Below are 22225 nucleotides of genomic sequence, written 5' to 3' on the forward strand. Positions count from 1 at the left end.
CCAACCTGCCCGGTCCGCCCGTCCGGCTCAACTGCGATTCGCACTACGGAGCGGCTCCGCCCATGGCGGCACCGGCCATGACGGGCGCGCCGACAACGGGTGACCGTCACATGTCACCCGACGACCGGACGCGCCACGCTGCACGGCAGTCCACCGAACTCCGCCCCCACCCAGGAGTCCTCCATGGTTCTGCTGCCCGTGCGCGTGTCGACCGCGCCCGCCGTGACCGCCCCGTCCACCGCGCTCGTCCCACCGACTGGATCCGACGTGCCCGGATCCAGCGCACCCGGATCCAGCGCGCCCGGTACCACTGAGACCGGGACCGCCCGCCCCGTGCCCGTCGCCGGACCGGCCCGCCCGGGCCGGCGGCTCGCGCGCCGCGCCGCGGCTGCGCTGCTCGCGGCGCTGGCACTCGCCTCCACGGCACCGGCCTCCGCCGTCGCGGCCGCCACCCCGGGCCCCGGCCGTACCGCGGCCTCCGCGACTTCCGCCGCGCATGTGGCCGCCCCTGCCGCTTCCACGGCGGGCGGGACCTTCCAACAGGTCACCGGGTTCGGTGGCAACCCCGGGAACCTGGCGATGTTCTCCTACACCCCGGCAGGCCTGCCGACCGGCGCACCGCTGGTGGTCGCGCTGCACGGCTGCACCCAGACAGCCACCGACTACTACCGCAACTCCGGCTGGACCACCCTGGCCGACCGGTACGGCTTCGCGGTGGTGTTCCCGCAGACCGGCAGCGCCAACAACGCCCTCTCCTGCTTCAGCTGGTTCGACGCCGCCAAGGACAGCCGGGGCGCGGGCGAGGCCGAATCGGTGTCCGAAATGGTCACCGAAGCCCGGGCCCTGTACGGCTCCGACGGGCGCCGGGTGTTCGTCACGGGCCTCTCGGCCGGCGGCGGTATGGCGGCCGACCTGCTGGCCGACTACCCGGACGTGTTCGCGGGCGGGGCGATCGACTCCGGCCTGCCGGCGCACTGCGCCACCACCCAGGCCGCCGCCTCGGGGTGCCAGAACAACGACCAGCGGCTCACCCCGGCCCAATGGGGCGACCGAGTCCGCCGGGCGTACCCGGGCCACAGCGGGCCGTGGCCCCGAGTGGCGATCTGGCAGGGCACCGCGGACACCACCGTCAGGCCCGTGAACGGCACCGAGCTGCGGGACCAGTGGACGGATGTGTGGAGCATCGGCCAGAGCGCCTCCGCCACCCGGAACCTGCCGGGTGGGACCACCGAGTCCGTCTACAACGACGCGAGCGGCCGGCCCGCCGTGGCGCTCTACTCCGTCGCGGGGATGGGTCACGGACTCGCGGTCGACCCGGGCCCGGGGGCGGACCAGTGCGGGGCCGGCGGCGCCTACTTCCTCGACACGATCTGCTCCAGCTACTACACCGCGCGGTTCTGGGGCTTGGACGGCGGCGGCCCGGCCACGCCCTCGCTGCCCGCACCGGCGGGCCTGACCGCGACCGCCACCGGCCAGGACTCGATCGCGCTCGGCTGGCAGGCCGTCACCGGTGCCGCGTCGTACGTGCTGTACCGGAACGGAACGCGGGCGGCCGCCCCGGCCGGCACCTCGTACACCGACGGCGGCCTGAACCCCGGGGCCTCGTACACCTACACCGTGGCCGCCGTCGACGCGGCGGGCGCCGTGGGAGCCCGGTCGGCGGCGGTGACGGCGAGCACTCCCGGCGGCGCGCAGCAGTGCTTCACGGACAGCAACTACGACCAGGTGAAGGCGGGCCGTGCGACCCAGGCCGGCGGCCTCACCTACGCCCTCGGCTCGGGGCAGGCCATGGGCCTCTGGAACACCTTCACGATCCACACGCTGAAGGAGACCGGGGCGGGCTACTTCGTCCTCGCCGACGGGCAGTGCTGACCCGCAACCGGCCGCGAGTCGGCCCCGGCACGGGCCCTGATGCGGCCCCCGACTCCGGGCCGGGCCCGCGTGGCAGCGGTGTCCGGCCACCGTGCCACCGCCGGTGGGCCGGCCTCCGCCCAACCTTCTGAGCTTCCTCATCCGTGCTCCTCTCCGGGGCGCAGACCGGCGAACAGGTCGGACTCGGGGAGGACCGTCTCCACCAGGCTCCGGGCCAGGTGGTAGTCCTCCGTCGGCCAGACCTCGCGCTCGATCTCACGCGGGTGTGCCATGAACCCGGTGCCGGGCTGTATCTGGGTGGCGTGCGCGAGCAGGGCGGCGTCCCGTACGGCGAACTGCTCGGCGCAGCGGATCCGGGTGGTGGTGGCGAGGGCGGGCGGGGCGTCGGGCCAGCCGGCCAGCACCTCGCCCATGGCCGAGTCGACGCCGCGCACCGTCATCGCGTCGTGCATGGTCTGGAACCAGGCCCGGGAGAGCGCCAGGTGGTAGTAGAGCTTGGCCGCCTGCCACGGCTCGCCCGCCTCCGGAGAGCGGTCGGGGTCGGCCGCGCCCTCGACCGCCTCAACGGTGACCCGATGGGTCATCACATGGTCGGGGTGCGGGTAGCCGCCCGTCTCGTCGTAGGTGACGACGACGTGGGGGCGGAACTCGCGGATCAGCGTGATCAGCGGCTCGGCGGCGACGGCGGGCGGCAGGAGCGCGAAGCAGCCGTCGGGCAGTGGCTCGCCGGGGCCCGGTAGCCCGGAGTCGGTGAAGCCCAGGAAGCGCTGGCCGACACCGAGGATCTCGCGTGCGGCGGCCATCTCCTCGCGCCGGATCCGGGTCAGCTCGGCCCTGGTCCCGGGCCGGTCGAGTGCCGGGTTGAGCACCGAGCCGCGCTCGCCGCCGGTGCACGTCGCGACCATGACGTCCACCCCCTGGGCGGCGTAGCGGGCGAGGGTGGCCGCCCCCTTGCTGGACTCGTCGTCGGGGTGGGCGTGCACGGTCAGCAGCCGGAGTGCGGAGGGGTGAGTGAACATGCGCGGTTCCTTCGGTCCGAGTGGCATCGAGCAGCGGTCCGGTCCGGTGGCCCGCCGGGAGACAACTTAGGTCGGACCCATTGACTGGGTCAAGCCTAATTTCTGTACCCGACCCAGTGAATCTGCGCTACGCTCACGCCATGACCGAGGGCACCCCCAACCTGCGCGAGCTCAACAAGCGCCGCACCCGCGAGGCGATCTCGAACGCCGCCACGCGGCTCTTCATCGAGCACGGCTTCGACCGGACGACGATCGCCGAGGTCGCGGTGGCCGCCGGGGTCGCCAAGATGACCGTCACCAACCACTTCCCGCGCAAGGAGGACCTCGTCCTCGACCTGCACCGGGAGATGATCGCCGCCCAGGCCGAGGCGGTCGCCGGGCGCGCGCCCGGCGAGTCCGCGCTGGCGGCGCTGCGCCGCACCTGCCTCGCCTCGATCGACCGGCACGACCCGGCCCTCGGCTTCGCCGATCCGCCGTTCGCCCGCACCGTCATGGAGAGCCCCGCCCTGCTCGCCCGGCTGCGCGAGATCCACGAGCAGAGCGAGAACGCGCTCACCGCGGCCCTCGCCGAGGCCACCGACTCCCCACCGGGCGACCTCACCGCCAGACTCGCGGCCGGCCTGCTGGCGGCGATCCGCCGCGCGCTCTTCACCGAGGTCTTCCGCCGCGTCCTGGCCGGCGAGGAGCACGAGGCGATATCGGCGGCCATCCGACCGTCCGCCGTCCGGGCCTTCGACCACCTGCGGAGCGCGCTCGACGGGTACGCCGTCCGGCCGACCGGCTGACGCGCCGCCACACACCGGGCGCGCCGACGACGGCATCCCCCGACCGGCCCGCTCGTCGTACAGGCACACCGGCACGGCGAAAAAGCGCAGGTCCCGACACTTGACGAAAGGTTGACTTGTTCACGGCAGAACGTTGGCGGGCCCCGACCCTATGGTCGGCGCATGCCCCCACAGCCCATCGGGCGGACAGCCCTGCCCGTCCTGCCCTACCGCAAACCCACCCCCGGCCGGGACTACTGGGTGCTGGACAACGTGCTGCCCGATCCGGACGCGGTCCGCGAACGGTGCCTCGCCCGGGGCGACTGGACCGAGGGGTACCCCTACCGGCCCGAGACATGGCCCGGGCTGCGCACCATGCCCGGCCTGGAGCCGGCCGAGCTCGCCCGGGTGGAGGCACTGGTCCGCAGGACGACCGGTACCGCCAAGCTCTGGGTCCAGAGCACGCCCGGCGGCGGAACGCTCAACCACAACTGCGTCCAACTGGTCGGCGCCGGCGAGTCGGAATCCCGCCCCCACACCGACTCCCGCGCGCTCTGCCGCTACGCGGCCGTCCTCTACCTCAGCCCCGGTGCCCCCAAGGAGGCCGGCACCAGCTTCTACCGACAGCAGTTCCCCGGCGGGCGCCTCGGCGGCAACCTCGTCGACGCACCGCACAACAACCTCGTCGAGGCGCTCGGCACGCGCCGCGTCCCGGGTGACGCCTTCACCGAGGACGTCCGCGTCCCCAACCGCTACAACCGGCTCCTGCTGTACCGCGCCAACCTGATCCACAGTGCCACCGGCTACTACGGCATCCCGCTGGAGGAGCGGCGAATGACGGCCGTCTTCTTCTGGATGGCCTGACCCCGGAGCGCCCTGGCACCGGGCCCCGGAGCGCCCGGCCCCGGATCCCTGACGCGACCCGTCCGTGCAGCTGAACCCCGGAGCACCGGCCCCGCCGCCCACCCTGGTTCACGGCACGCCCACCCGGGGAAACAGCGCTCATGGACAGCGACCTCCCGCCGCACCCGGAGCCCGGCACAGCGACCGGTGCGACCGACGACCCCGGCAGCGACACCCCCAGCGACACCCCCAGCGACAGCGGCGACGACACCGACAGCACCAGCGGGACCGACAGCGGCGACGGCGCCATCGGCGGTTCGGTGACCGAGGCCGTACGCCCCGATTGGTCCGGCATCGACCGGATGACGACCCTCGACCTCCTCCACCTGATGAACGACGAGGACCGCACCGTGGCCGAGGCCGTGGCCACGCAGCTGGAACCGATCGCCGCCGCGGCCGACGCGATCGCCGCCCGGATGGCCCGGGGCGGCCGACTGGTGTACGTGGGAGCGGGAACGGCCGGGCGGCTCGGAGTGCTGGACGCGAGCGAGTGCCCGCCGACCTTCAACACCGCCCCCGGCCAGGTCGTGGGCCTCATCGCGGGCGGCTCCGCAGCGCTGGTCCGCGCCGTCGAGGGCGCGGAGGACCGGCCGGACCTCGCCGTCGCCGACCTCGAAGCACTCGCTCCGACGGCCGCTGACTGCGTGGTGGGCGTCTCCGCCTCGGGCCGTACGCCGTACACGGTGGCCGCGATCCGACAGGCCCGCGCCGCCGGGGCGCTGACCGTGGGCCTGGCCTGCAACCGGGGGTCCGCCCTGGTGTCGGCGGCCGCGCTGGGCATCGAGGTGGTGACGGGGCCGGAGGTGCTGGCCGGATCCACCCGGCTCAAGGCGGGCACCGCACAGAAGCTCGTCCTGAACCTGCTCTCGACGGCCGTCATGGTTCGGCTCGGCAAGACCTACGGAAATCTGATGGTCGACGTGCGGGCGGGCAATGCCAAGCTTCGCGACCGGGCCCACCGGATCGTGGCCACGGCCACCAGCGCGGACGAGGAGACCGTCCGGAGCGCGCTGGCCGTGACGGGCGGCGAGGCCAAGGACGCCGTCCTGGTCGTGCTCGCCGGAGTGGACGCGCCGACCGCCCGCCGACTGCTCGCCGCCTCGGGCGGCCGACTGCGCGAAGCCCTGGAAGCGGCCCGGACGGTGGACTGACGGACGGTGGACTGACGGACGGCCTCGGCGGCACGCACTCGTGGCGGCCGCAGAGACGCCGCCGGAGCACACCGAGCCGGCTTGCCGTTCGTCGACGGCGTGCTTGTTCCGCCCGACGATGTAGCGGCGGATCATGCTTGAACTTGGTGATCTCCATGATCTCCCGGCGCTCGGGCAGGGTGAACGCCCGTGGCCGCCCGCCCTCGTGCTTCGGGAAGAGTGGTTCGAAGCCGTCGGCGTTGAAGTGGTGGATCACGTCGCGAACCCGGTCCGTACTGGTGAAGGTGACCTCGGCGAGCTTCGCCACAGGCACACGCGGGGCAGACAGCAGCACTATCTGTGCCCGCCGCCAGGGCACCACCACCCGGCGACCCGGTGGACGATCCGCAGCAGCCGGCTGCCCTCGTCACCATCGATCTCGCGGACCTGTACGTGGACGCCGGGTCGCCAACCATGCGGTGCGGGACGGGGATCCGTTGCGTCGGTCTACAGCTGATCGAATGTCCAGGTGAGGACCACCTGTCCCGTTTCCGGGACGCCGCCGGCGCGGCGGTACGTGGCCAGTGCTGCCGCGTTCTCCTCGTCCGTGATGGTCCACACGCCATAGCAGCCCCGTTCACGGGACAGGTCGGCGAGTGCCGACACCAGAGCCCGGCCGACGCCACGCCCGCGGAAGGACTCGTCCACGCCCAGCTCGTACAGGAACATCTCGGTTCCCTTGTCCGGATGGGTCATCTCGACACCGGTGACGATCCCCGCCGGGACGTCGTCCACATAGGCGATGAGGAGGTGATGGCGCTCGTCCGTCAGGAACCGTTCGGTGGCCTCCCGCCCTGGGACGGTGTCGAAGAGATGTCCAGCGGCGTCGACCGCCTCGACCTGAGTGACACGACGGATCTCCATTCGAAGATCCTGACACGTTCCGGCATCGGGGGCGGCCATTTTGCCGCAGAGCGATCCCGACGCCGAACCCATCTCTACGGCCTTCGGAACCCCGTCGCTCTGACCTCTGTCGGTACCTCAGCAGGGCGAACGTCGCCTGATGCGGCACTGAGCCCAAGGCCGCCGTCGGCCGGACAACCACGATCGCCGACGGCGGCTACCCCGGAACCGGCCTCGTCATCCCGCACCGCCGGCTCGGAGGCGACGAACTGACCGACTGGCAGGCCGAACACAACCACGACCACCAACGGGTCCGCGCCCGCGTCGAGCCCGCCTTCGCCCGGATGAAGACCCGGAAGATCCTGCGCGACCGCCGCCTGAGAGGCGACGGTGTGCGCCACGCGATGCACGGCGTTGCCCGTCCGCACAACCTCGCTCTCACGGGATGACTCCCGCCGCATGCGCGACCTCAGAGGTTCCCGGGAGGGGAGTCCCCACCTCGCAGTCTCGGAGGGGAAATCAGGCGAGGCAGAACTCGTTGCCCTCGATGTCCTGCATCGTGATGCACGACTCGTTGACGCCATCGGCGCGCTGCGTCAGCACGTGCTTCGCCCCGAGCGCCATCAGCCGTGCGCATTCGGCCTCGAGTGTGGCCAGGCGCTCGTCACCCACGAGCCCGGTGCCGGCCCGCACATCGAGATGCACCCGGTTCTTGACGACCTTTCCTTCGGGGACTCGCTGGAAGAGCAGGCGCGGAGCCACACCCGCGGGATCAGTGCACGCGAAGTAGATCGCATCCTCGGGCGGCAGTGAGCGGAAGCACTCCTCCCACGTAGCGAAGCCCTCCGGGACCGCCGGCATGACGTACCCCAGCACCTCGCACCAGAAGGCGGCGAGGCGCACAGGCTCCGCGCAGTCGAAGGCCACTTGGAACTGTTTGATCGTTGACATTGGCGCACAATAACAGGGGCGCTGCTCATCTCCGCAGGTCAGGGGATCCACAGGTGGTCAGGCGGCGCGGTGGACGGCAGCGCCGACGGTGCGGACTACGGCACGGTAGGCGGCGGGTACGCCACCTACCGGCGGCCGGTTGCCGAGGATCGAGCAGGCGATCTCCGCCGCCCTGGGTGGGGCGCGCCGTGGTCAATGTCGGGGCCGGCGCGGGGTCGTACGAGTCGGCGACGCTGGAGGTGACGGCGGTCGAGCCGTCGGCGTCCATGCGTGCCCAGCGCCCCGCGCACCTGTCTGCCGCCGTCGATGCCGTGGCCGAGCAGCTGCCGTTCGGCGACGACGCGTTCGACGCGGCATTGACCGCCTTCAGCGTGCACCAGTGGAGCGACCTCATGACGGGCCTGCGCGAGATGCGGCGGACGGCGCGTGGCCCCCTCGTCGTGTTGACCTGCGACCCCGCTCTCGTCCGGGACTTCTGGCTTTACGAGTACGCGCCGGAGGTGCTGGACACCGAGGCGCGCCGCAACCCGGCGATCGCGGATCTGACCGAGGCTCTCGGCGGACCCGCGTCGGTGACCCGGGTGCCGACACCCGTCGACTGCACCGACGGCTGCAACGAGGCGTCCTACGCTCGCCCCGAGATGCTGCTCGACCCCGGTGCTCGACAGGCGTGCTCGGCGTGGAGCTTCGTCGACGAGCAGTCGCGCGAACGGTTCGCCGCGGATCTGCGGGCCGACCTGGACAGCGGAGCACGGGACACCCGGTTCGGCGCTCGGCGGCAACAGCCCTGCCACGAAGGCTCGCTGGTGGTGATCCGGTCCGGTCCGGCCTGATACCGGCGGCGCAGCACTGAGACGCGCCGCGGCCACTCCCCGGCACGGATCCGGGTACAGCACGACGCTCAGCACGGACAGTGGCGGGCCCCTCCAGCGGTACGCCGAACGGTGGGAAGGCCGCCCGCCACGCGATCGGACCCCGCCCGGGGCTCACCCGGCAGTCACGAGAGACGGACGGCTTCCCGCGCCACCACCTCGCCGAAGCGGGGCAGGTCGAGGTCGACCGCCGACCGGTGCTCCGCCTCCGTCAGGGCCGCCATCGCATCCTCGACGAACACCAGCTCGTAGCCGTGGTCGGCGGCTGCCCGAGCTGTCGACTCCACGCCCAGGTTGGTCGCGATGCCGGCGAACACCAGCGTGTCCACGCCGCGCCCCTGGAGCAGGTCGTGCAGCCCGGTGTCCTGGAACCCGCCGATGGTGCGCTTCACCAATACGGCATCGGCGGTCGCCGCCACCTCCGCGACCAGCCCACTGCCGGGCGGCTGCTCGGCGACGTTCGGGCGCTCGACGCGCAGGGCGACGACGGGGGCACCCGCTGCCCGGAAGGCCGCCGCCAGTTCCAGCGACGCCCTGAGCACCTCGGTCCCCGCGTGCGGGGCCAGCGGCAGGGCGACGATCCGGTCCATCAGGTCGACCAGGACGAGCGCCGTCCGGCCGGAGTCAAGGGTTCGCATGGCGGATCACGGTAGCGGATCACCGTGGCCGGATGCCTGCTCCTGGGCGGTCGCGCTCCGGAATCCTCGATCAGCACCCACCGCCCGTACTCGACGTCTGCGACGTGGTAGGTCATCCGCAGGATGTCGGCGGCCTCGCTCAACAGCGGCAGGCCGCGCGAAGCCACGACACGAGCCCTGACGAGCGACGGCCGAAACAAGGTGCCTTCCGACCGGGCAACCGGGCAACTGATCGGACCGCCGCAACGCCGTCCGGCCGCGCCGTCGGACGGCATCGGCCAGGCCGCCGACAAGAGTTGAACGCCAACGCCGTCCTTGACGCCCTCGGCGGGTTGTCGATTTCATGGTGTGAACGTCGCCCGGTCCCGAGCATCGACCGCGATGTGGGTGCCTCATGCCCCAGGGGGGTGATGTCCGCACCTCCGTCCGCGACGCACCACCCAGCGACGACACCGCACCGGCCGCCCACCCCGAGAACACCGGAGCTTCCCCGCACCCGAAGGTGGGAGCGCTCCCGCACTCCTCATCCCGCCTCATCCCGCCCCGCCCCGCCCCGCAAGAACCACCCACACGAACCATCCGTCCCGCCCCGGCCGGTGCCCACCGGCGGAGGCCCGCCCGGACCGCCGCCGCACTCCTCGGAGAGGAAGACCGACGTGTCCCACCCCCTACGCCGCCTGCGCAGGATCGTGACAGCGCTCGCTGTCACGGCGGCCGTGCTCCTGTCGGCCCCGCCCGCGCAGGCCACCCCCACCACCCCGACCAGCGCCCCGATGCCCGGACCGACCGCAGCGACGGGAGCAACCGGCGCCACCGCCCCGGGCTCCGGCTACTGGCACACCAGCGGGCGCCAACTGCTCGACGAGGCCGGCCGACCCGTCCGGATCGCCGGAGTCAACTGGTTCGGCTTCGAAACGGCCGACCACGTTCCGCACGGCCTCTGGGCCCGCGACTACGGCAGCATGATCGACCAGATGCGCGCCCTCGGCTTCAACACCATCCGCCTGCCCTACAGCGACGACCTCTTCCGGGGCTCCGTACCGACCGGCGTCAACCACTCCGGCGGCATGAACGCCGACCTCCAGGGCCTGACCTCGCTCCAGGTGATGGACCGGATCGTCGACCGGGCCGGATCCGCCGGGCTCAAGGTGATCCTCGACCGCCACCGCCCGGACGCCGGTGGGCAGTCGGCGCTCTGGTACACGAGCGCCGTCCCGGAGAGCACCTGGCTCGCCGACCTCCGGGCGATCGCCGCGCGCTACGCCGGCAACCCCACCGTCATCGGCATCGACCTGCACAACGAGCCGCACGATCCGACCTGTTGGGGCTGCGGCGACCCGGCGCTCGACTGGCGCCTGGCGGCCGAGCGCGGCGGCGAGGCCGTCCTGGGGGCCAACCCCTCGCTGCTCGTCCTCGTCGAGGGCGTGCAGAGCTTCCAGGGCAGTTCGACCTGGTGGGGCGGGAACCTCCGCGGTGCGGCGGCGTACCCGGTCCGGCTGGGCGTGCCGAACCGCCTCGTCTACTCCCCGCACGAGTACGCCACGAGCGTGGCGCGCCAACCGTGGTTCGACGACCCGGCGTTCCCCGCCAACCTGCCCGCGGTGTGGGACTCCGACTGGGGCTACCTGTTCCGACAGAACATCGCGCCGGTGTGGATCGGCGAATTCGGCTCCACCCTGCAAGCGGCCGCCGACCGGACCTGGCTGACCGCGCTCACCCAGTACCTGCGGCCCACCGCGCAGGCGGGCGCGGACGCCTTCTCCTGGACGTTCTGGTCCTGGAACCCGAACTCGGGCGACACCGGCGGGATCCTCAAGGACGACTGGACCACCGTGGACACGGTGAAGGACGGCTACCTCACCGCCGTCAAGGCCCCGGGGTTCGCCGCCGGCAGCGGGGTCGGCGACACCCGGTCGCCGACGGCCCCCAGCAGTCTCACGGCGACCGCTGTCACCGCCACCTCCGCCACCCTCGGCTGGGCCGCCTCCCAGGACGACACGGGCGTCACCGGCTACGACGTCCACCGGGGCGCCACACTGGTGGGCACGGTCACGGGCACCACGTACACGGACACCGGCCTCACCCCGGCGACCGCCTACACCTACACCGTCACCGCCCGGGACGCCGCCGGGAACGTCTCGGCCGCCTCCGGGGCGACGACCGTGACCACCGCGGGGCCTCCCGACACCACCGGCTGCACGGCCGGTTGGCACACGGACAGCCAGTGGGACACCGGGTTCACCGCGACCGTGACGGTCACCAACACCGGGAGCCGGGCCGGTAGCACCTGGACGGCCGCCTGGGACCGGCCCGCCGGGTGGCAGCCGACCGGTACCTGGAACGCCGCCGTCACGCAGTCGGCGAGCACGGTCACCGCGACCGGCCTGGCGTACAACAGTGCCTTGGCGCCCGGCGCTTCGACGACCTTCGGCCTTCAGGGCAGCGGCCGGCTCGGCTCCTCCCCGCCGGTGCCGACGTGCAGCGTCACGCCCTGACGGCAGCAGGGCCTCCGCCCACCCGGCACCACCAGCCACCGGGCACCACCACCAGGTACCAGACACCAGGCCGTACCGCAGACAGCCCACCCAGACCCACCCGACACTCGCCGAGGCCCAGCACGGACCCTGCTGCGGGAGCGCTCCCACGCATTTGCGTCGAACGCCTTGACGCCCCCGAGCGTTCATGGGTTGATAGCGGGGAGCCGGAGTCTGACTCCATCTCATGCGCACAGCAGCCGAATTGAGAGTCCTCCCGCAGTTCGGCAACCATCCCGGCCGACCCGCCGGAAACCTGCACCGGGATCGCTCTCATCTCTGATGGGAGCGATCCCACTCCGGCGCCCCGGACCGGCGCCCTTACCCCTGGGTCCCCCACCCGAAAGGACTCCCCCATGCCTTCCGGCCACCACAACGGCGGACGCACCCGCCGCAGGCCCGTGCTCCACCGGCTGCGCGCCCTCGCCGCCGTCGCGGCGCTCGGCGCCACCAGCCTCCTGCCCGTCGCCACCGCCTCCGCCTCCGCCGCTCCGGCGGAGGCCTCAACGCCGGCCGCCCGGGTCGACAACCCCTATGCCGGCGCGGGCGTCTACGTGAACCCCGAGTGGGCCGCGAACGCCGCCGCCGAACCCGGCGGCAGCGCCGTCGCGGGCCAGCCGACCGCCGTCTGGCTCGACCGCATCGCCGCCATCAACGGCACCGCCGGCCACCTGGGCCTGCGCGGACACCTCGACAACGCCGTCCGGCAGGCGGCGGGCAAGCCCTTCGTCGTCCAGCTCGTCGTCTACGACCTCCCCGGCCGCGACTGCGCCGCCCTCGCCTCCAACGGCGAACTCGGCCCGACCGAGATCGGCCGCTACCGGACCGAGTTCATCGACCCGATCGCCGCCGTGCTGGCCGATCCCGCCTACGCCGGCCTGCGGATCGTCACCACCGTCGAGATCGACTCGCTGCCGAACCTGGTCACCAACGCGGGCGGCACCGCCACCGCCACCCCGCAGTGCGACACCATGAAGGCCAACGGCAACTACGTGAACGGCGTCGGGTACGCACTGGCCAAGCTGGGCGCCGTCCCGAACGTCTACAACTACGTCGATGCCGGCCACCACGGCTGGCTCGGCTGGGACTCCAACCTCGGCCCAGCCGTCGACGTCCTCCACCAGGCCGCGACGGCCGCCGGCTCCACCACCGCCAACGTGCACGGCTTCATCGTCAACACCGCCAACTACTCGGCCCTGAAGGAGCCCTACTACACCATCGACGACTCGGTGAACGGCACCTCGGTGCGCCAGAGCGCCTGGGTGGACTGGAACCGCTACGTCGACGAGCTCTCCTACGCCCAGGCCTTCCGGCAGAAGGCCGTCAGCGCCGGGTTCGACCCGGCCGTCGGCATGCTGATCGACACCTCGCGCAACGGCTGGGGCGGCGCGGCCCGCCCGACCGGGCCGGGCGCCCGAACCAGCGTGGACAGCTACGTGGACGGCGGCCGGACCGACCGGCGGTTCCAGACCGGCAACTGGTGCAACCAGTCCGGGGCCGGCCTCGGCGAGCGTCCGCGGACCGCACCCGAGCCGGGCATCGACGCCTACGTGTGGGTGAAGCCCCCGGGCGAGTCGGACGGCGCCAGCCAGTACATCCCCAACGACGAGGGGAAGGGCTTCGACCGGATGTGCGACCCGACGTACACGGGCAACGCGCGCAACAACTTCCACCTCTCCGGCGCCCTGCCGGGCGCGCCGCTGGCCGGGGCCTGGTTCTCCGCCCAGTTCCAGGAGTTGCTGAAGAACGCCTACCCGCCGGTGACCGGCGGCGGCACCGGCGACACCACGCCGCCGAGCACCCCGGCCGGGCTCCGCGCCACCGCCACCACGGCCGCCACCGTCTCGCTGGCGTGGACGGCCTCGACCGACAACGTCGGGGTCACGGGGTACGACGTCTACCGCAACGGCACGGCGGTCGGGTCCACCACGGGCGCCGGCGGCACCACCTACACCGACGGCGGGCTGACCGCCTCGACCGCCTACCGCTACACCGTGGTCGCACGCGACGCGGCGGGCAACGCCTCGACGGCCTCGGCGGCCCTCACCGTCACCACCGCCGCGGGCAGCGGCGGCGGGAGCTCCGGCTGCACCGCGACCTACCGGGTCGGCAGCGACTGGGGCAGCGGCTTCAACGCCGACGTCACCGTCACCAACACCGGCACGGCCGCCGCCACGCACTGGAAGGTGACCTGGACCTGGGGCGGCACCCAGCAGGTGAGCAACCTCTGGAACGGCGTCCTCGCGCAGTCCGGCCCGAGCGTGACCGTCACCAACGCCCCGTACAACGGCGCGCTGGCGGCGGGCGCGAGCACCGCCTTCGGGTTCGGCGCCGGTTACTCCGGCGGCAACACCGCGCCCACGCTGAGCTGCACGACGAGCTGACGCCCGACCGGCCCGGTGTCGGCTCCGCCACGACGGCGGGGCCGGCACCGGCGCTGTCCCCAGCGTTCCGGCCAGTCAGGGGTTCCCGCCACACAGGGGGCTCCCGCCACACAGGGGCTCCCGCCAAGCCGGTACTCGCGCCGGGGCCGCGGGCAGGCCCCCGTCAGGCCGAGTCGCGGACCACCAGCTCGGTCGCCAGCACCACCTGCCGGCTGCCCCGGTGCCGCCCGGCGATCTCCTCCAGGAGCAGCCGGGCCATCGTGCGCCCCATCTCCTCGATCGGCTGGCGGACGCTGGTCATCGCCGGTTCGGTGTGCCGGGCCACGATCGAGTCGTCGAACCCGATCACCGCGACCTGGTCCGGAATCCGCCGGCCGGCCGCCCGGAGCACCTGCATGGCCCCGGCGGCCATTACGTCCGAGGCGCAGAACACCGCGTCGAGGTCGGGCCGCCGCTCCAGCAGCGCCCGCATCGCCTGCCGCCCGCCCTCCTCGGTGAAGTCGGCCAGACCGACGAGGTCCTCCTCGTACGCCTGCCCTGCCTCTTCCAGGGCCCGGCGGTAGCCGTCCAGGCGGGCCAGCGCCACCTCCATGTCCAGCGGGCCGGTGATGGTGGCCACCCGGCCGCAGCCGCGCCGCAGCAGGTGCCGGACGGCCATCCGCGCACCGCCGGCGTTGTCGGCGTGGACATAGCTGAGGACCTCGTGGTCGTTGCGCCGGCCCGCCAGCACCGACGGGATCTCCAGGCTCTCCAGCAGGCCGGGCAGCGGGTCGTCCCGGTGCACCGCGACGAGCAGCACGCCGTCCACCCGCTGGGCCGACAGGTACGCGGCCAGCCGGTCGCGCTCGCGCTGGTTGCGGACCAGGATCAGCAGCAACTGCATGTCGGTCTCGCTGAGTTCGGCCGCGACGCCGCTGATGATGTCGGAGAAGTAGGGCTCGGAGAAGAGCCTGGTCTCCGCCTCCGGGACGACCAGGGCGACGGCGTCCGTCCGGGAGGTGACCAGGGCCCGCGCCGCCCGGTTCGGCACGTAGCCGAGTTCGGCGATCGCGGCCTGGACCGCCTCCCGGGCCTTGTCGCTCACCCGGGGCGAGCCGTTGACCACCCGGGAGACCGTGCCGCGGCCCACGCCGGCGAGGGCGGCCACCTCCTCCAGGGTCGGCCGTGCCGAGCCCCGTGACCCACTGCCCGACGCGCCGGCCGTCCCACTCGCCGCCTGTGCCATCGTCCACCTCTCCAAGACCTCGCCACGGGGGCCGCCGCGCCGGGCGGGCGCCCCGGAGACCATCCTCCTCCACCGGGGCGCGGCGCGGGTGCGAGGGGGCAGGTGCCGGCCCGGTGGGCCGCCCGCCGCAGGACACGTTCCCGCAACGGATGGCGCGATCCGCCTTGACACCCGACCCGATCACCCAGCAACCTTCCCCTAGTGCTTGGGAGCGCTCCCACGACAGTGCGCCCACCCTAGCGGTCCGCCGCCACCGGGGCCAGCCTCCGACGCCCGACCGGAGCCGGAGGGGCTGTCCGACGCTCGATCAACAAGCTTGCCAGTGAGCCGAATTGGCCGCCGTAACACTGACTGATCAACCCCGGCCGGGCACCACGCACGCGTCCGCCGAGTACTGCCGGAACCAGAGCCCGAGCCGGAACCAGAGAGCCCGAGCCGAAGCCCGAGCAAACCCGTACCCGGCCCCCGGGAGCACCGGCCACCCGGCCACCCGGCCACCCGGGAGCACCGGACACCGGCCACCAGACACCCGCCACACCCACCACGCACAGGCACCGAGGAGAACCCCCATGCGTCCCACCACCCGCGCACGCCGCCGGGCCGTCCCCGTCACCACCGCACTGACCCTCTCGGCCCTCCTGCTCACCGGCTGCGCCGGCGGCTCCGACGCCGATCCCGCCACCGGCGCAGCCGCCGACGGCGGCGGCAAAGTCACGCTCTCCGTCGGCGACTTCGGCACCTTCGGCTACCGCGAAGCCGGCCTGTACGACGAGTACATGGCCGCCCACCCCTCGATCACCATCCGGTACGAGACCGTCCAGGACGGTCAGAAGTACTGGGACGCCCTGGCCACCCACCTGGCCTCCGGCAGCGGCCTCAACGACATCCAGGCCGTCGAGGTCGGCTACATCGCGCAGGCCACCGGCACGCTCGGCGACAAGTTCACCGACCTCTCCAAGGCGGAGGGCGTCCGGGCCGACGCGTGGCTGCCGTGGAAGGCCAAGCAGGCCACCACCGCCAAGGGCGCCCTGATCGGCCTGGGCACCGACATCGGCCCGATGGCCGTCTGCTACCGCAAGGACCTCTTCGAGCAGGCCGGACTGCCGACCGACCGCGAGGCCGTCGGCAAGCTGTGGAGCGGGGACTGGGCGAAGTTCGTCGAGGCCGGTAAGCAGTACCAGGGCAAGGCCCCGGCGGGCACCTTCTTCACCGACTCGGCGAGCGGCCTCTTCAACGCGGCCCTCTCCGCGGAGTCCCAGCAGTACTCGGACGCCTCCGGCAAGCTCGTCTACCGGGACAGCCCCGGGGTGAAGAAGGCCTGGACGACCGCCGTGGACGCGTCCCGCGCCGGTATCAGCGCCGGTCTGCGGCAGTTCCAGGACGACTGGAACACCGCCTTCAGCAACGCCCGGTTCGCCACCGTGGTCTGCCCGTCCTGGATGACCGGCATCATCAGCAAGTACTCCGGCGACCCGGGCAAGGGCAAGTGGGACATCGCGCAGGCGCCGGTGGCCTCCAACTGGGGCGGCGCCTTCCTCACGGTGCCCAAGGCCGGCAAGCACCAGAAGGAAGCCGCCGCGCTGGCCGCCTGGCTGACCGCGCCCGAGCAGCAGGCCAAGGTCTTCGCCAAGGTCGGCAATCTGCCGTCGACCACCGCGGCACTGGCTCAACCCGCCGTCCAGAACGCCACCTTGGACTACTTCGGCACCACCCCGACCGGGAAGATCTTCGCCGCCACCGCACAGAACATCGCGCCGGCACCGATCGGTGAGCAGGACGGCACGGTCAAGACCGTCATCACGGACAACGGGATCCTCGACATCGAGCAGCACGGCACCGACCCGGCCAAGGCCTGGACCAACGTCACCAAGCTGATCGACGACAAGGTCAACGGCTGAGCGCCACCCCTCCGGCCGTTCCGGTGCCGGGCCCGTCCGCGGCCCGGACCGGCCCGGCCCGGCCCGCCACCCCTGGAAGGACTCCCCCGTGGCCACCACCCACCGGCCCGCGACGGACAGCGGCCCGCCCCGGCCCGCGCCCGCAGGGCGCCGCTCCGGCCCCGCCGCGCCGCCCCCCAGCTGGCGCTCGCGCCTGCACCGACTCGACCTCAAGGCCTCGCCCTACGCGTACATCGCGCCCTTCTTCCTCTGCTTCGCGGCCTTCGGCCTGTTCCCCCTGCTGTGGACCGGCTGGCTCTCGCTGCACCGGGTCGACCTGCTCGACCCGGGGGTGATGGAGTGGCGCGGGCTGGGCAACTACACCCGGCTCTGGGGCACGGAGCAGTTCCGCACCGCGCTGCTCAACACCTTCACCATCGGGGTGCTGTCCACCGTGCCGCAGCTGCTGATGGCGCTCGGGCTGGCGCACCTGCTCAACTACCGGCTGCGCGGCCGCGGCTTCCTGCGGGTGGCGGTGTTGGCGCCCTACGCCACCTCGATCGCGGCGGCGACCCTGGTCTTCGTCCAACTGTTCAACCCTGACTACGGGTTGGTCAACTGGCTGCTCTCGCTGGTGGGGGTCGGCCGGACGGACTGGTACGCCGACACCTGGCCCGCCCAGATCGCCGTCGCCACCATCGTCACCTGGCGCTGGACGGGCTACAACGCGCTGATCTACCTGGCCGCGATGCAGGCCGTCCCGAAGGACCTCTACGAGGCCGCGAGCCTGGACGGCGCCTCCCGCTGGCAGCAGTTCACCCGGATCACCGTGCCGTCCATCCGGCCCACCATCCTGTTCACGGTGATCGTCTCGACCATCGGGGCCACCCAGCTGTTCGGCGAGCCGCTGCTCTTCGGCGGCGGTGTCGGGGTCAGCGGCGGATCGGCCCACCAGTTCCAGACCTTGAGCCTCTACATGTACGAACTCGGATGGCCGAGCCGTCAGTTGGGCCGCGCGTCGGCCGTCGCCTGGACGATGCTGCTGATCCTGTTGCTGATCGGCGCCGTCCAACTGCTGCTCGCCCGCCGGGGCCGTGCCGGACAGGGGCGCTGAGATGACCACCACCCTCGAACCCACCCCGACGGCGCGGCCGTCCACCGCCGGCCGTGCCCCCCGCCGTCTCGCGGGCGCGCTGCGCGCCGTCCGGCGCCGGCTGCGGCCCGGTGCCGGGGAGCAGGACAAGGCCGGGCCGCTGACCTACGCCGTCCTGGTGGCCGCCGCCGTGCTCTCGCTGTTCCCCCTGTACTGGACCTTCGTCGCCGCCTCCTCCACTGGGGAGCGGGTGGCCCAGGCACCGCCGCCGCTGCTGCCCGGCGGATCGCTGTGGACCAACATCACCACCGCCTGGGAGCAGGCCGACCTCGGCCGGGCGCTGCTCAACTCCACGGTCGTGGCGGGCTGCGTCGCACTGAGCACGGTCGCGTTCTCCACCCTGGCCGGGTTCGCCTTCGCCAAGCTGGCGTTCCGCGGCCGGGGCGCCCTGCTGACCGTCGTCGTCGCCACCATGACCATCCCCCCGCAGCTCAGCGTGATCCCGCTCTACCGGATCATCACCGACCTGGGCTGGGGCAACCAGCTGAAGGCCGTCGTACTCCCCTCCCTGGTGGCCGCCTTCGGGGTGTTCTTCATGCGGCAGTACCTCGCCGAGGCGCTGCCGGTGGAGCTGATCGAGGCGGCCCGGGTGGACGGCGCGCACAGTCTGCGGATCGTCTGGCACGTCGTTCTGCCGGTGGCCCGGCCGGCGATGGCCGTGCTGGGAATGCTGGTCTTCGTGCAGTCCTGGAACGACTTCTTCTGGCCCTTCGTCGTCCTGACCCAGCAGAACCCGACCGTCCAGGTCGCGTTGTCCGCCATCGGCGGCGGCAGCGCCTACGAAGTCAACCAGGCGGTCATCATGACCGGCGCCCTGGTCGGCACGCTGCCGCTGCTGCTGCTCTTCGCCGTCCTGGGCCGGCACATCGTCGGGGGCATCACCGCCGGCGCCGTCAAGAGCTGAACCCGCCCCACGCCGCCGTCAAGAGCTGAACCGCCGTCGAGCGCTGACCCCCGCCCCGCCCACCACCTCCCGGGAGCATCCCCGCCATGACCTCCACCGTGCCGCCCGCCCGCACCGATGCCGTCCCCGCGGCCCGCACCTCCGCCCGCACCTCCGCCCGCACCTCCGCCTCCACCCCCGCCTCCACCCCCGCCGCCCGCACTGCGGCCGAACCCCCCGCCCGGGCCTTCCCGCCCGGCTTCCGCTGGGGCGCCGCCACCGCCGCCTACCAGATCGAGGGCGCCGCCGCCGAGGGCGGCCGGACGCCGTCGATCTGGGACACCTTCAGCCACACCCCCGGCCGGACCGCCGGCGGGCAGACCGGCGACGTGGCGGTCGACCACTACCACCGGTTCCGCGAGGACGTCCGGCTGATGGCCCGGCTCGGCCTCACCTCCTACCGGTTCTCGCTCTCCTGGCCACGGATCCAGCCCACCGGCCGCGGCCCCGCCCTGGAGAGCGGCCTGGACTTCTACCGGGCCCTGGCCGACGAGCTCGCGGAGCACGGCATCCGGCCGGTCGCCACCCTCTACCACTGGGACCTCCCGCAGCACCTGGAGGACGCCGGCGGCTGGCCGGTGCGCGAGAGCGCCGAGCGCTTCGCCGAGTACGCGGCCCTCGCGGCGCAGGCCCTGGGCGACCGGATCGACACCTGGGTGACCCTCAACGAACCCTGGTGCAGCGCCTTCCTCGGCTACGGCTCCGGCGTCCACGCACCCGGCCGCACCAGCCCGGCCGACGCGCTCCGCGCCGCCCACCACCTCAACCTCGGGCACGGCCTCGCCGTCGGCGCCCTGCGCGCCGCCCTGCCCTCGACCGCCGAGATCGCCGTCTCGCTCAACCTGCACGCCGTCCGCCCGCTCACCGGCCACTCCGACGACCTCGCCGCGGCCCGGCGCATCGACGCGGTGGGCAACCGGATCTTCACCGGTCCGATGTTCGCCGGCGCTTACCCGGACGACCTGCTGGCCGACACCACCCACCTGGTCGACTGGGCGGACCTGGTGCGCGACGGCGACCTCGCCGAGATCTCCCGGCCCATCGACCTGCTCGGGCTGAACTACTACACGCCGACGGTGGTCTCCGCCGCCCGCGACGGCGAGGCCGCGACGGCCCGCCACGACGGCCACGGCGCGAGCCCGCACTCCCCCTGGCCGGGCGCCGACGACGTCACCTTCCACCGCGCGCCCGGCGAACTCACCGCCATGGGGTGGCCGATCGACCCGACCGGCCTGACCGAGCTGCTGACCGCGCTGCACCGGGAGCACGGGCTGCCGCTCCTCGTGACCGAGAACGGCGCGGCCTTCGAGGACGTGGTCGGCCCCGACGGCAGCGTCGACGACCCCCGGCGGATCGCCTACATCCGCGCCCACCTCGCCGCCGTCCACCACGCCCTCGAAGCCGGCGCCGACGTGCGCGGCTACTACCTCTGGTCGCTGCTCGACAACTTCGAGTGGGCCTACGGCTACGCCAAGCGCTTCGGCGCCGTCCACGTGGACTACGACACGCTCGCCCGCACCCCGAAGGCCAGCGCCCACTGGTACGCGGAGGTGATCCGCCGGGGCGGGATCGACTGAGCGAGGGGCCGGGTGCCCCGGGCCTCAGCCGGCCAGCTCGTCGCGCCGCACCAGCGCGACGGCCCGGCCGTCGACCAGGACGAGCGCGGCGTCCTGGCCGGGCCCGAGCGACTCCCGGGCCTCGGCGAGCGACTGGCCGACGCCGACGGTCGGCAGGGCGGGGCCCAGCAGGGCGGTGACCGGGCCGTCCGACGCGGCGCGGCCCTCGGTGACCGCTCGCTCGACGGCCGCCGAGGAGAGGGAGCCGAGCACCTCGGTGGCGCTGACCCCGTACGGGCGCTCCGGCCGGGCCAGCACCACCGGCGCGACGCCGCCGGGCACCTCGCGCAGCACGGCCAGGGCGTCGGCCACCGAGGCGTCCGAGGCGACCGCGACCGGCCCGCCGGGCCGAGCGTCCAGCAGGGACCGGACGGTCGGCCCGGTGTCGTCGGCGCCCCGCGGCTCCTCCAGGAACCCCCACCGGCGCAGCCAGTCGTCGCTGTACAGCTTGGAGAGGTAGGACCGGCCGGAGTCGGGCAGCAGCACCACGACGAGGTCGTCGGGGCCGAGTCCGCGCGCGACCCGGAGCGCGGCGGCCACCGCCGTGCCCGAGGAGGGGCCGGCCAGCAGTCCCTCCTCACGGGCCAGCCGCCGTGCGGTCAGCAGGGACTCACGGTCCGGGATCCGCTCGACGTGGTCGACGACCTCGCGGTGGTAGGACTCCGGCCAGCGGTCCTCCGCCGTGCCGGGGTGCAGGAAGTGGCCGATGCTGTCGACGAAGTAGGGGCTGCCGTCGCCACCGCCGTAGCGGGAGGACTCCGGGTCCGCGCCGACCACCGTGACGCCGCCGCCGGAGGCCTTCTTGAGGAAGGCGCCGGTGCCGCTGATCGTGCCGCCGGTGCCGACCCCCGCGACGAAGTGGGTCACCCGGCCCCCGGTCTGCTCCCAGAGCTCCGGACCGGTGGTCCGCACGTGCGCGTCGGGGTTGGCGGGGTTGTCGTACTGGTTGGCCAGCCAGGCGCCGGGGATCTCCTCGGCGAGCCGGCGCACCACGTTGAACAGGTGGTCCGGGTGCTCGGCCGGCAGCGTGGTCGGGGCGAGCACCACCTCGGCGCCGTACGCCCGCAGGATGTCCGACTTCTCGACGGCGGACCGGTCGGCCACGCAGGCGATCACCCGGTAGCCGCGCCGGCGGCCGACGATGGTGAGGCCGATCCCGGTGTTGCCGGAGGTCGCCTCGATGATCGTCCCACCGGGCCGGAGCAGGCCGTCCCGCTCGGCCGCCAGGACCATCGACAGCGCGGCGCGGTCCTTCACGCTCCCGCCGATGCTGAGGAACTCGGCCTTGGCGTAGACGGGGGTCGCGAGGCCGGCGCCGAGCCGGGCCAGCCGGAACAGCGGCGTCCCGCCGATCGCGTCGACCACCGATTCGTGAACCGTCATGCGACTCCTTGCCCCGGTACCCCGCCGCGCGCGGCCACTGCCGCGTACGCCACGGCCC

General features: G+C 73.2%; 17 protein-coding genes and 2 pseudogenes. 12 read left to right on the forward strand and 7 right to left on the reverse strand.

Annotation, left to right across the window (positions count from 1 at the left end; genetic code table 11):
- Positions 1–183 precede the first annotated feature (183 nt).
- The gene (locus OG618_RS04855; protein ID WP_329485925.1) at positions 184–1872 is read left to right on the forward strand and encodes an extracellular catalytic domain type 1 short-chain-length polyhydroxyalkanoate depolymerase; all 1689 of its coding nucleotides are present in this window, start codon (positions 184–186) and stop codon (positions 1870–1872) included.
- A 137-nt stretch (positions 1873–2009) separates the two neighbouring features.
- Here the strand turns inward: OG618_RS04855 and mca are convergent, their stop codons facing one another.
- The gene (gene mca, locus OG618_RS04860; protein ID WP_329485926.1) at positions 2010–2891 is read right to left on the reverse strand and encodes a mycothiol conjugate amidase Mca; all 882 of its coding nucleotides are present in this window, start codon (positions 2889–2891) and stop codon (positions 2010–2012) included.
- A gap of 140 nt (positions 2892–3031) precedes the next feature.
- Between mca and OG618_RS04865 the strand changes: the two genes are divergently transcribed.
- From OG618_RS04865 to murQ, 3 genes are all read left to right on the forward strand, one after another.
- Positions 3032–3676, forward strand: a complete 645-nt coding sequence (locus tag OG618_RS04865) for a TetR/AcrR family transcriptional regulator (RefSeq protein ID WP_329485927.1) — start codon at positions 3032–3034, stop codon at positions 3674–3676.
- 162 nt (positions 3677–3838) lie between these two features.
- The gene (locus OG618_RS04870; protein ID WP_329485928.1) at positions 3839–4519 is read left to right on the forward strand and encodes a DUF6445 family protein; all 681 of its coding nucleotides are present in this window, start codon (positions 3839–3841) and stop codon (positions 4517–4519) included.
- A 140-nt stretch (positions 4520–4659) separates the two neighbouring features.
- Positions 4660–5709, forward strand: coding sequence for an N-acetylmuramic acid 6-phosphate etherase (murQ, locus tag OG618_RS04875; RefSeq protein ID WP_329485929.1), 1050 nt, complete (start codon positions 4660–4662; stop codon positions 5707–5709).
- Between the two features lie 136 nt (positions 5710–5845).
- Here the strand turns inward: murQ and OG618_RS04880 are convergent.
- Together OG618_RS04880 and OG618_RS04885 are read right to left on the reverse strand one after the other, a co-directional pair.
- Positions 5846–6126, reverse strand: a pseudogene (locus OG618_RS04880) (helix-turn-helix domain-containing protein); the annotation flags it as partial.
- Between the two features lie 69 nt (positions 6127–6195).
- The gene (locus tag OG618_RS04885) at positions 6196–6612 is read right to left on the reverse strand and encodes a GNAT family N-acetyltransferase (protein WP_329485930.1); all 417 of its coding nucleotides are present in this window, start codon (positions 6610–6612) and stop codon (positions 6196–6198) included.
- A gap of 155 nt (positions 6613–6767) precedes the next feature.
- Between OG618_RS04885 and OG618_RS04890 the strand changes: the two are divergent.
- A pseudogene (locus tag OG618_RS04890) lies at positions 6768–7040 on the forward strand (transposase); the annotation flags it as partial.
- A 70-nt stretch (positions 7041–7110) separates the two neighbouring features.
- Here the strand turns inward: OG618_RS04890 and OG618_RS04895 are convergent.
- Positions 7111–7542 carry a VOC family protein gene (locus tag OG618_RS04895; RefSeq protein WP_329485931.1) on the reverse strand — a complete coding sequence of 144 codons (432 nt, stop codon included), beginning with the start codon at positions 7540–7542 and terminating at the stop codon, positions 7111–7113.
- Positions 7543–7718: 176 nt separating this feature from the next.
- On the opposite strand from OG618_RS04895, the gene OG618_RS04900 reads away from it, so the two are divergent.
- Positions 7719–8375 (forward strand): class I SAM-dependent methyltransferase, encoded by a 657-nt coding sequence (locus tag OG618_RS04900; protein WP_329485932.1) that lies wholly within the window; start codon positions 7719–7721, stop codon positions 8373–8375.
- A 164-nt stretch (positions 8376–8539) separates the two neighbouring features.
- On the opposite strand, the gene OG618_RS04905 is transcribed toward OG618_RS04900, so the two are convergent.
- Entirely contained in the window at positions 8540–9052 is a 513-nt protein-coding gene (locus OG618_RS04905) for an isochorismatase family protein (protein ID WP_329485933.1), read from the reverse strand.
- Between the two features lie 656 nt (positions 9053–9708).
- Between OG618_RS04905 and OG618_RS04910 the strand changes: the two genes are divergently transcribed.
- Positions 9709–11547, forward strand: a complete 1839-nt coding sequence (locus OG618_RS04910) for a cellulase family glycosylhydrolase (protein WP_442906763.1) — start codon at positions 9709–9711, stop codon at positions 11545–11547.
- A 395-nt stretch (positions 11548–11942) separates the two neighbouring features.
- Positions 11943–13970, forward strand: coding sequence for a glycoside hydrolase family 6 protein (locus OG618_RS04915; RefSeq protein WP_329485934.1), 2028 nt, complete (start codon positions 11943–11945; stop codon positions 13968–13970).
- Positions 13971–14133: 163 nt separating this feature from the next.
- Here the strand turns inward: OG618_RS04915 and OG618_RS04920 are convergent, their stop codons facing one another.
- Positions 14134–15195: a LacI family DNA-binding transcriptional regulator gene (locus OG618_RS04920; RefSeq protein WP_329485935.1), complete on the reverse strand. Its 1062-nt coding sequence runs from the start codon at positions 15193–15195 to the stop codon at positions 14134–14136.
- A gap of 569 nt (positions 15196–15764) precedes the next feature.
- Between OG618_RS04920 and OG618_RS04925 the strand changes: the two genes are divergently transcribed.
- From OG618_RS04925 to OG618_RS04940, 4 genes are all read left to right on the forward strand, one after another.
- Positions 15765–17093, forward strand: coding sequence for an ABC transporter substrate-binding protein (locus OG618_RS04925; protein ID WP_329485936.1), 1329 nt, complete (start codon positions 15765–15767; stop codon positions 17091–17093).
- Positions 17094–17181: 88 nt separating this feature from the next.
- Entirely contained in the window at positions 17182–18186 is a 1005-nt protein-coding gene (locus tag OG618_RS04930) for a carbohydrate ABC transporter permease (RefSeq protein ID WP_380383733.1), read from the forward strand.
- A gap of 1 nt (position 18187) precedes the next feature.
- A complete protein-coding gene (locus OG618_RS04935) occupies positions 18188–19129 on the forward strand; it encodes a carbohydrate ABC transporter permease (protein WP_329485937.1) in 942 nt (313 codons plus the stop codon).
- A gap of 86 nt (positions 19130–19215) precedes the next feature.
- Positions 19216–20745, forward strand: a complete 1530-nt coding sequence (locus OG618_RS04940) for a GH1 family beta-glucosidase (protein WP_329485938.1) — start codon at positions 19216–19218, stop codon at positions 20743–20745.
- A 24-nt stretch (positions 20746–20769) separates the two neighbouring features.
- Here the strand turns inward: OG618_RS04940 and OG618_RS04945 are convergent, their stop codons facing one another.
- Complete coding sequence (locus tag OG618_RS04945) at positions 20770–22167, reverse strand: pyridoxal-phosphate dependent enzyme (RefSeq protein ID WP_329485939.1); 1398 nt, start codon at positions 22165–22167, stop codon at positions 20770–20772.
- Between the last annotated feature and the right edge of the window lie 58 nt (positions 22168–22225).

It is taken from the genome of Kitasatospora sp. NBC_01246 (assembly GCF_036226505.1).
In the GTDB taxonomy this organism is placed as follows: Bacteria; Actinomycetota; Actinomycetes; order Streptomycetales; family Streptomycetaceae; genus Kitasatospora.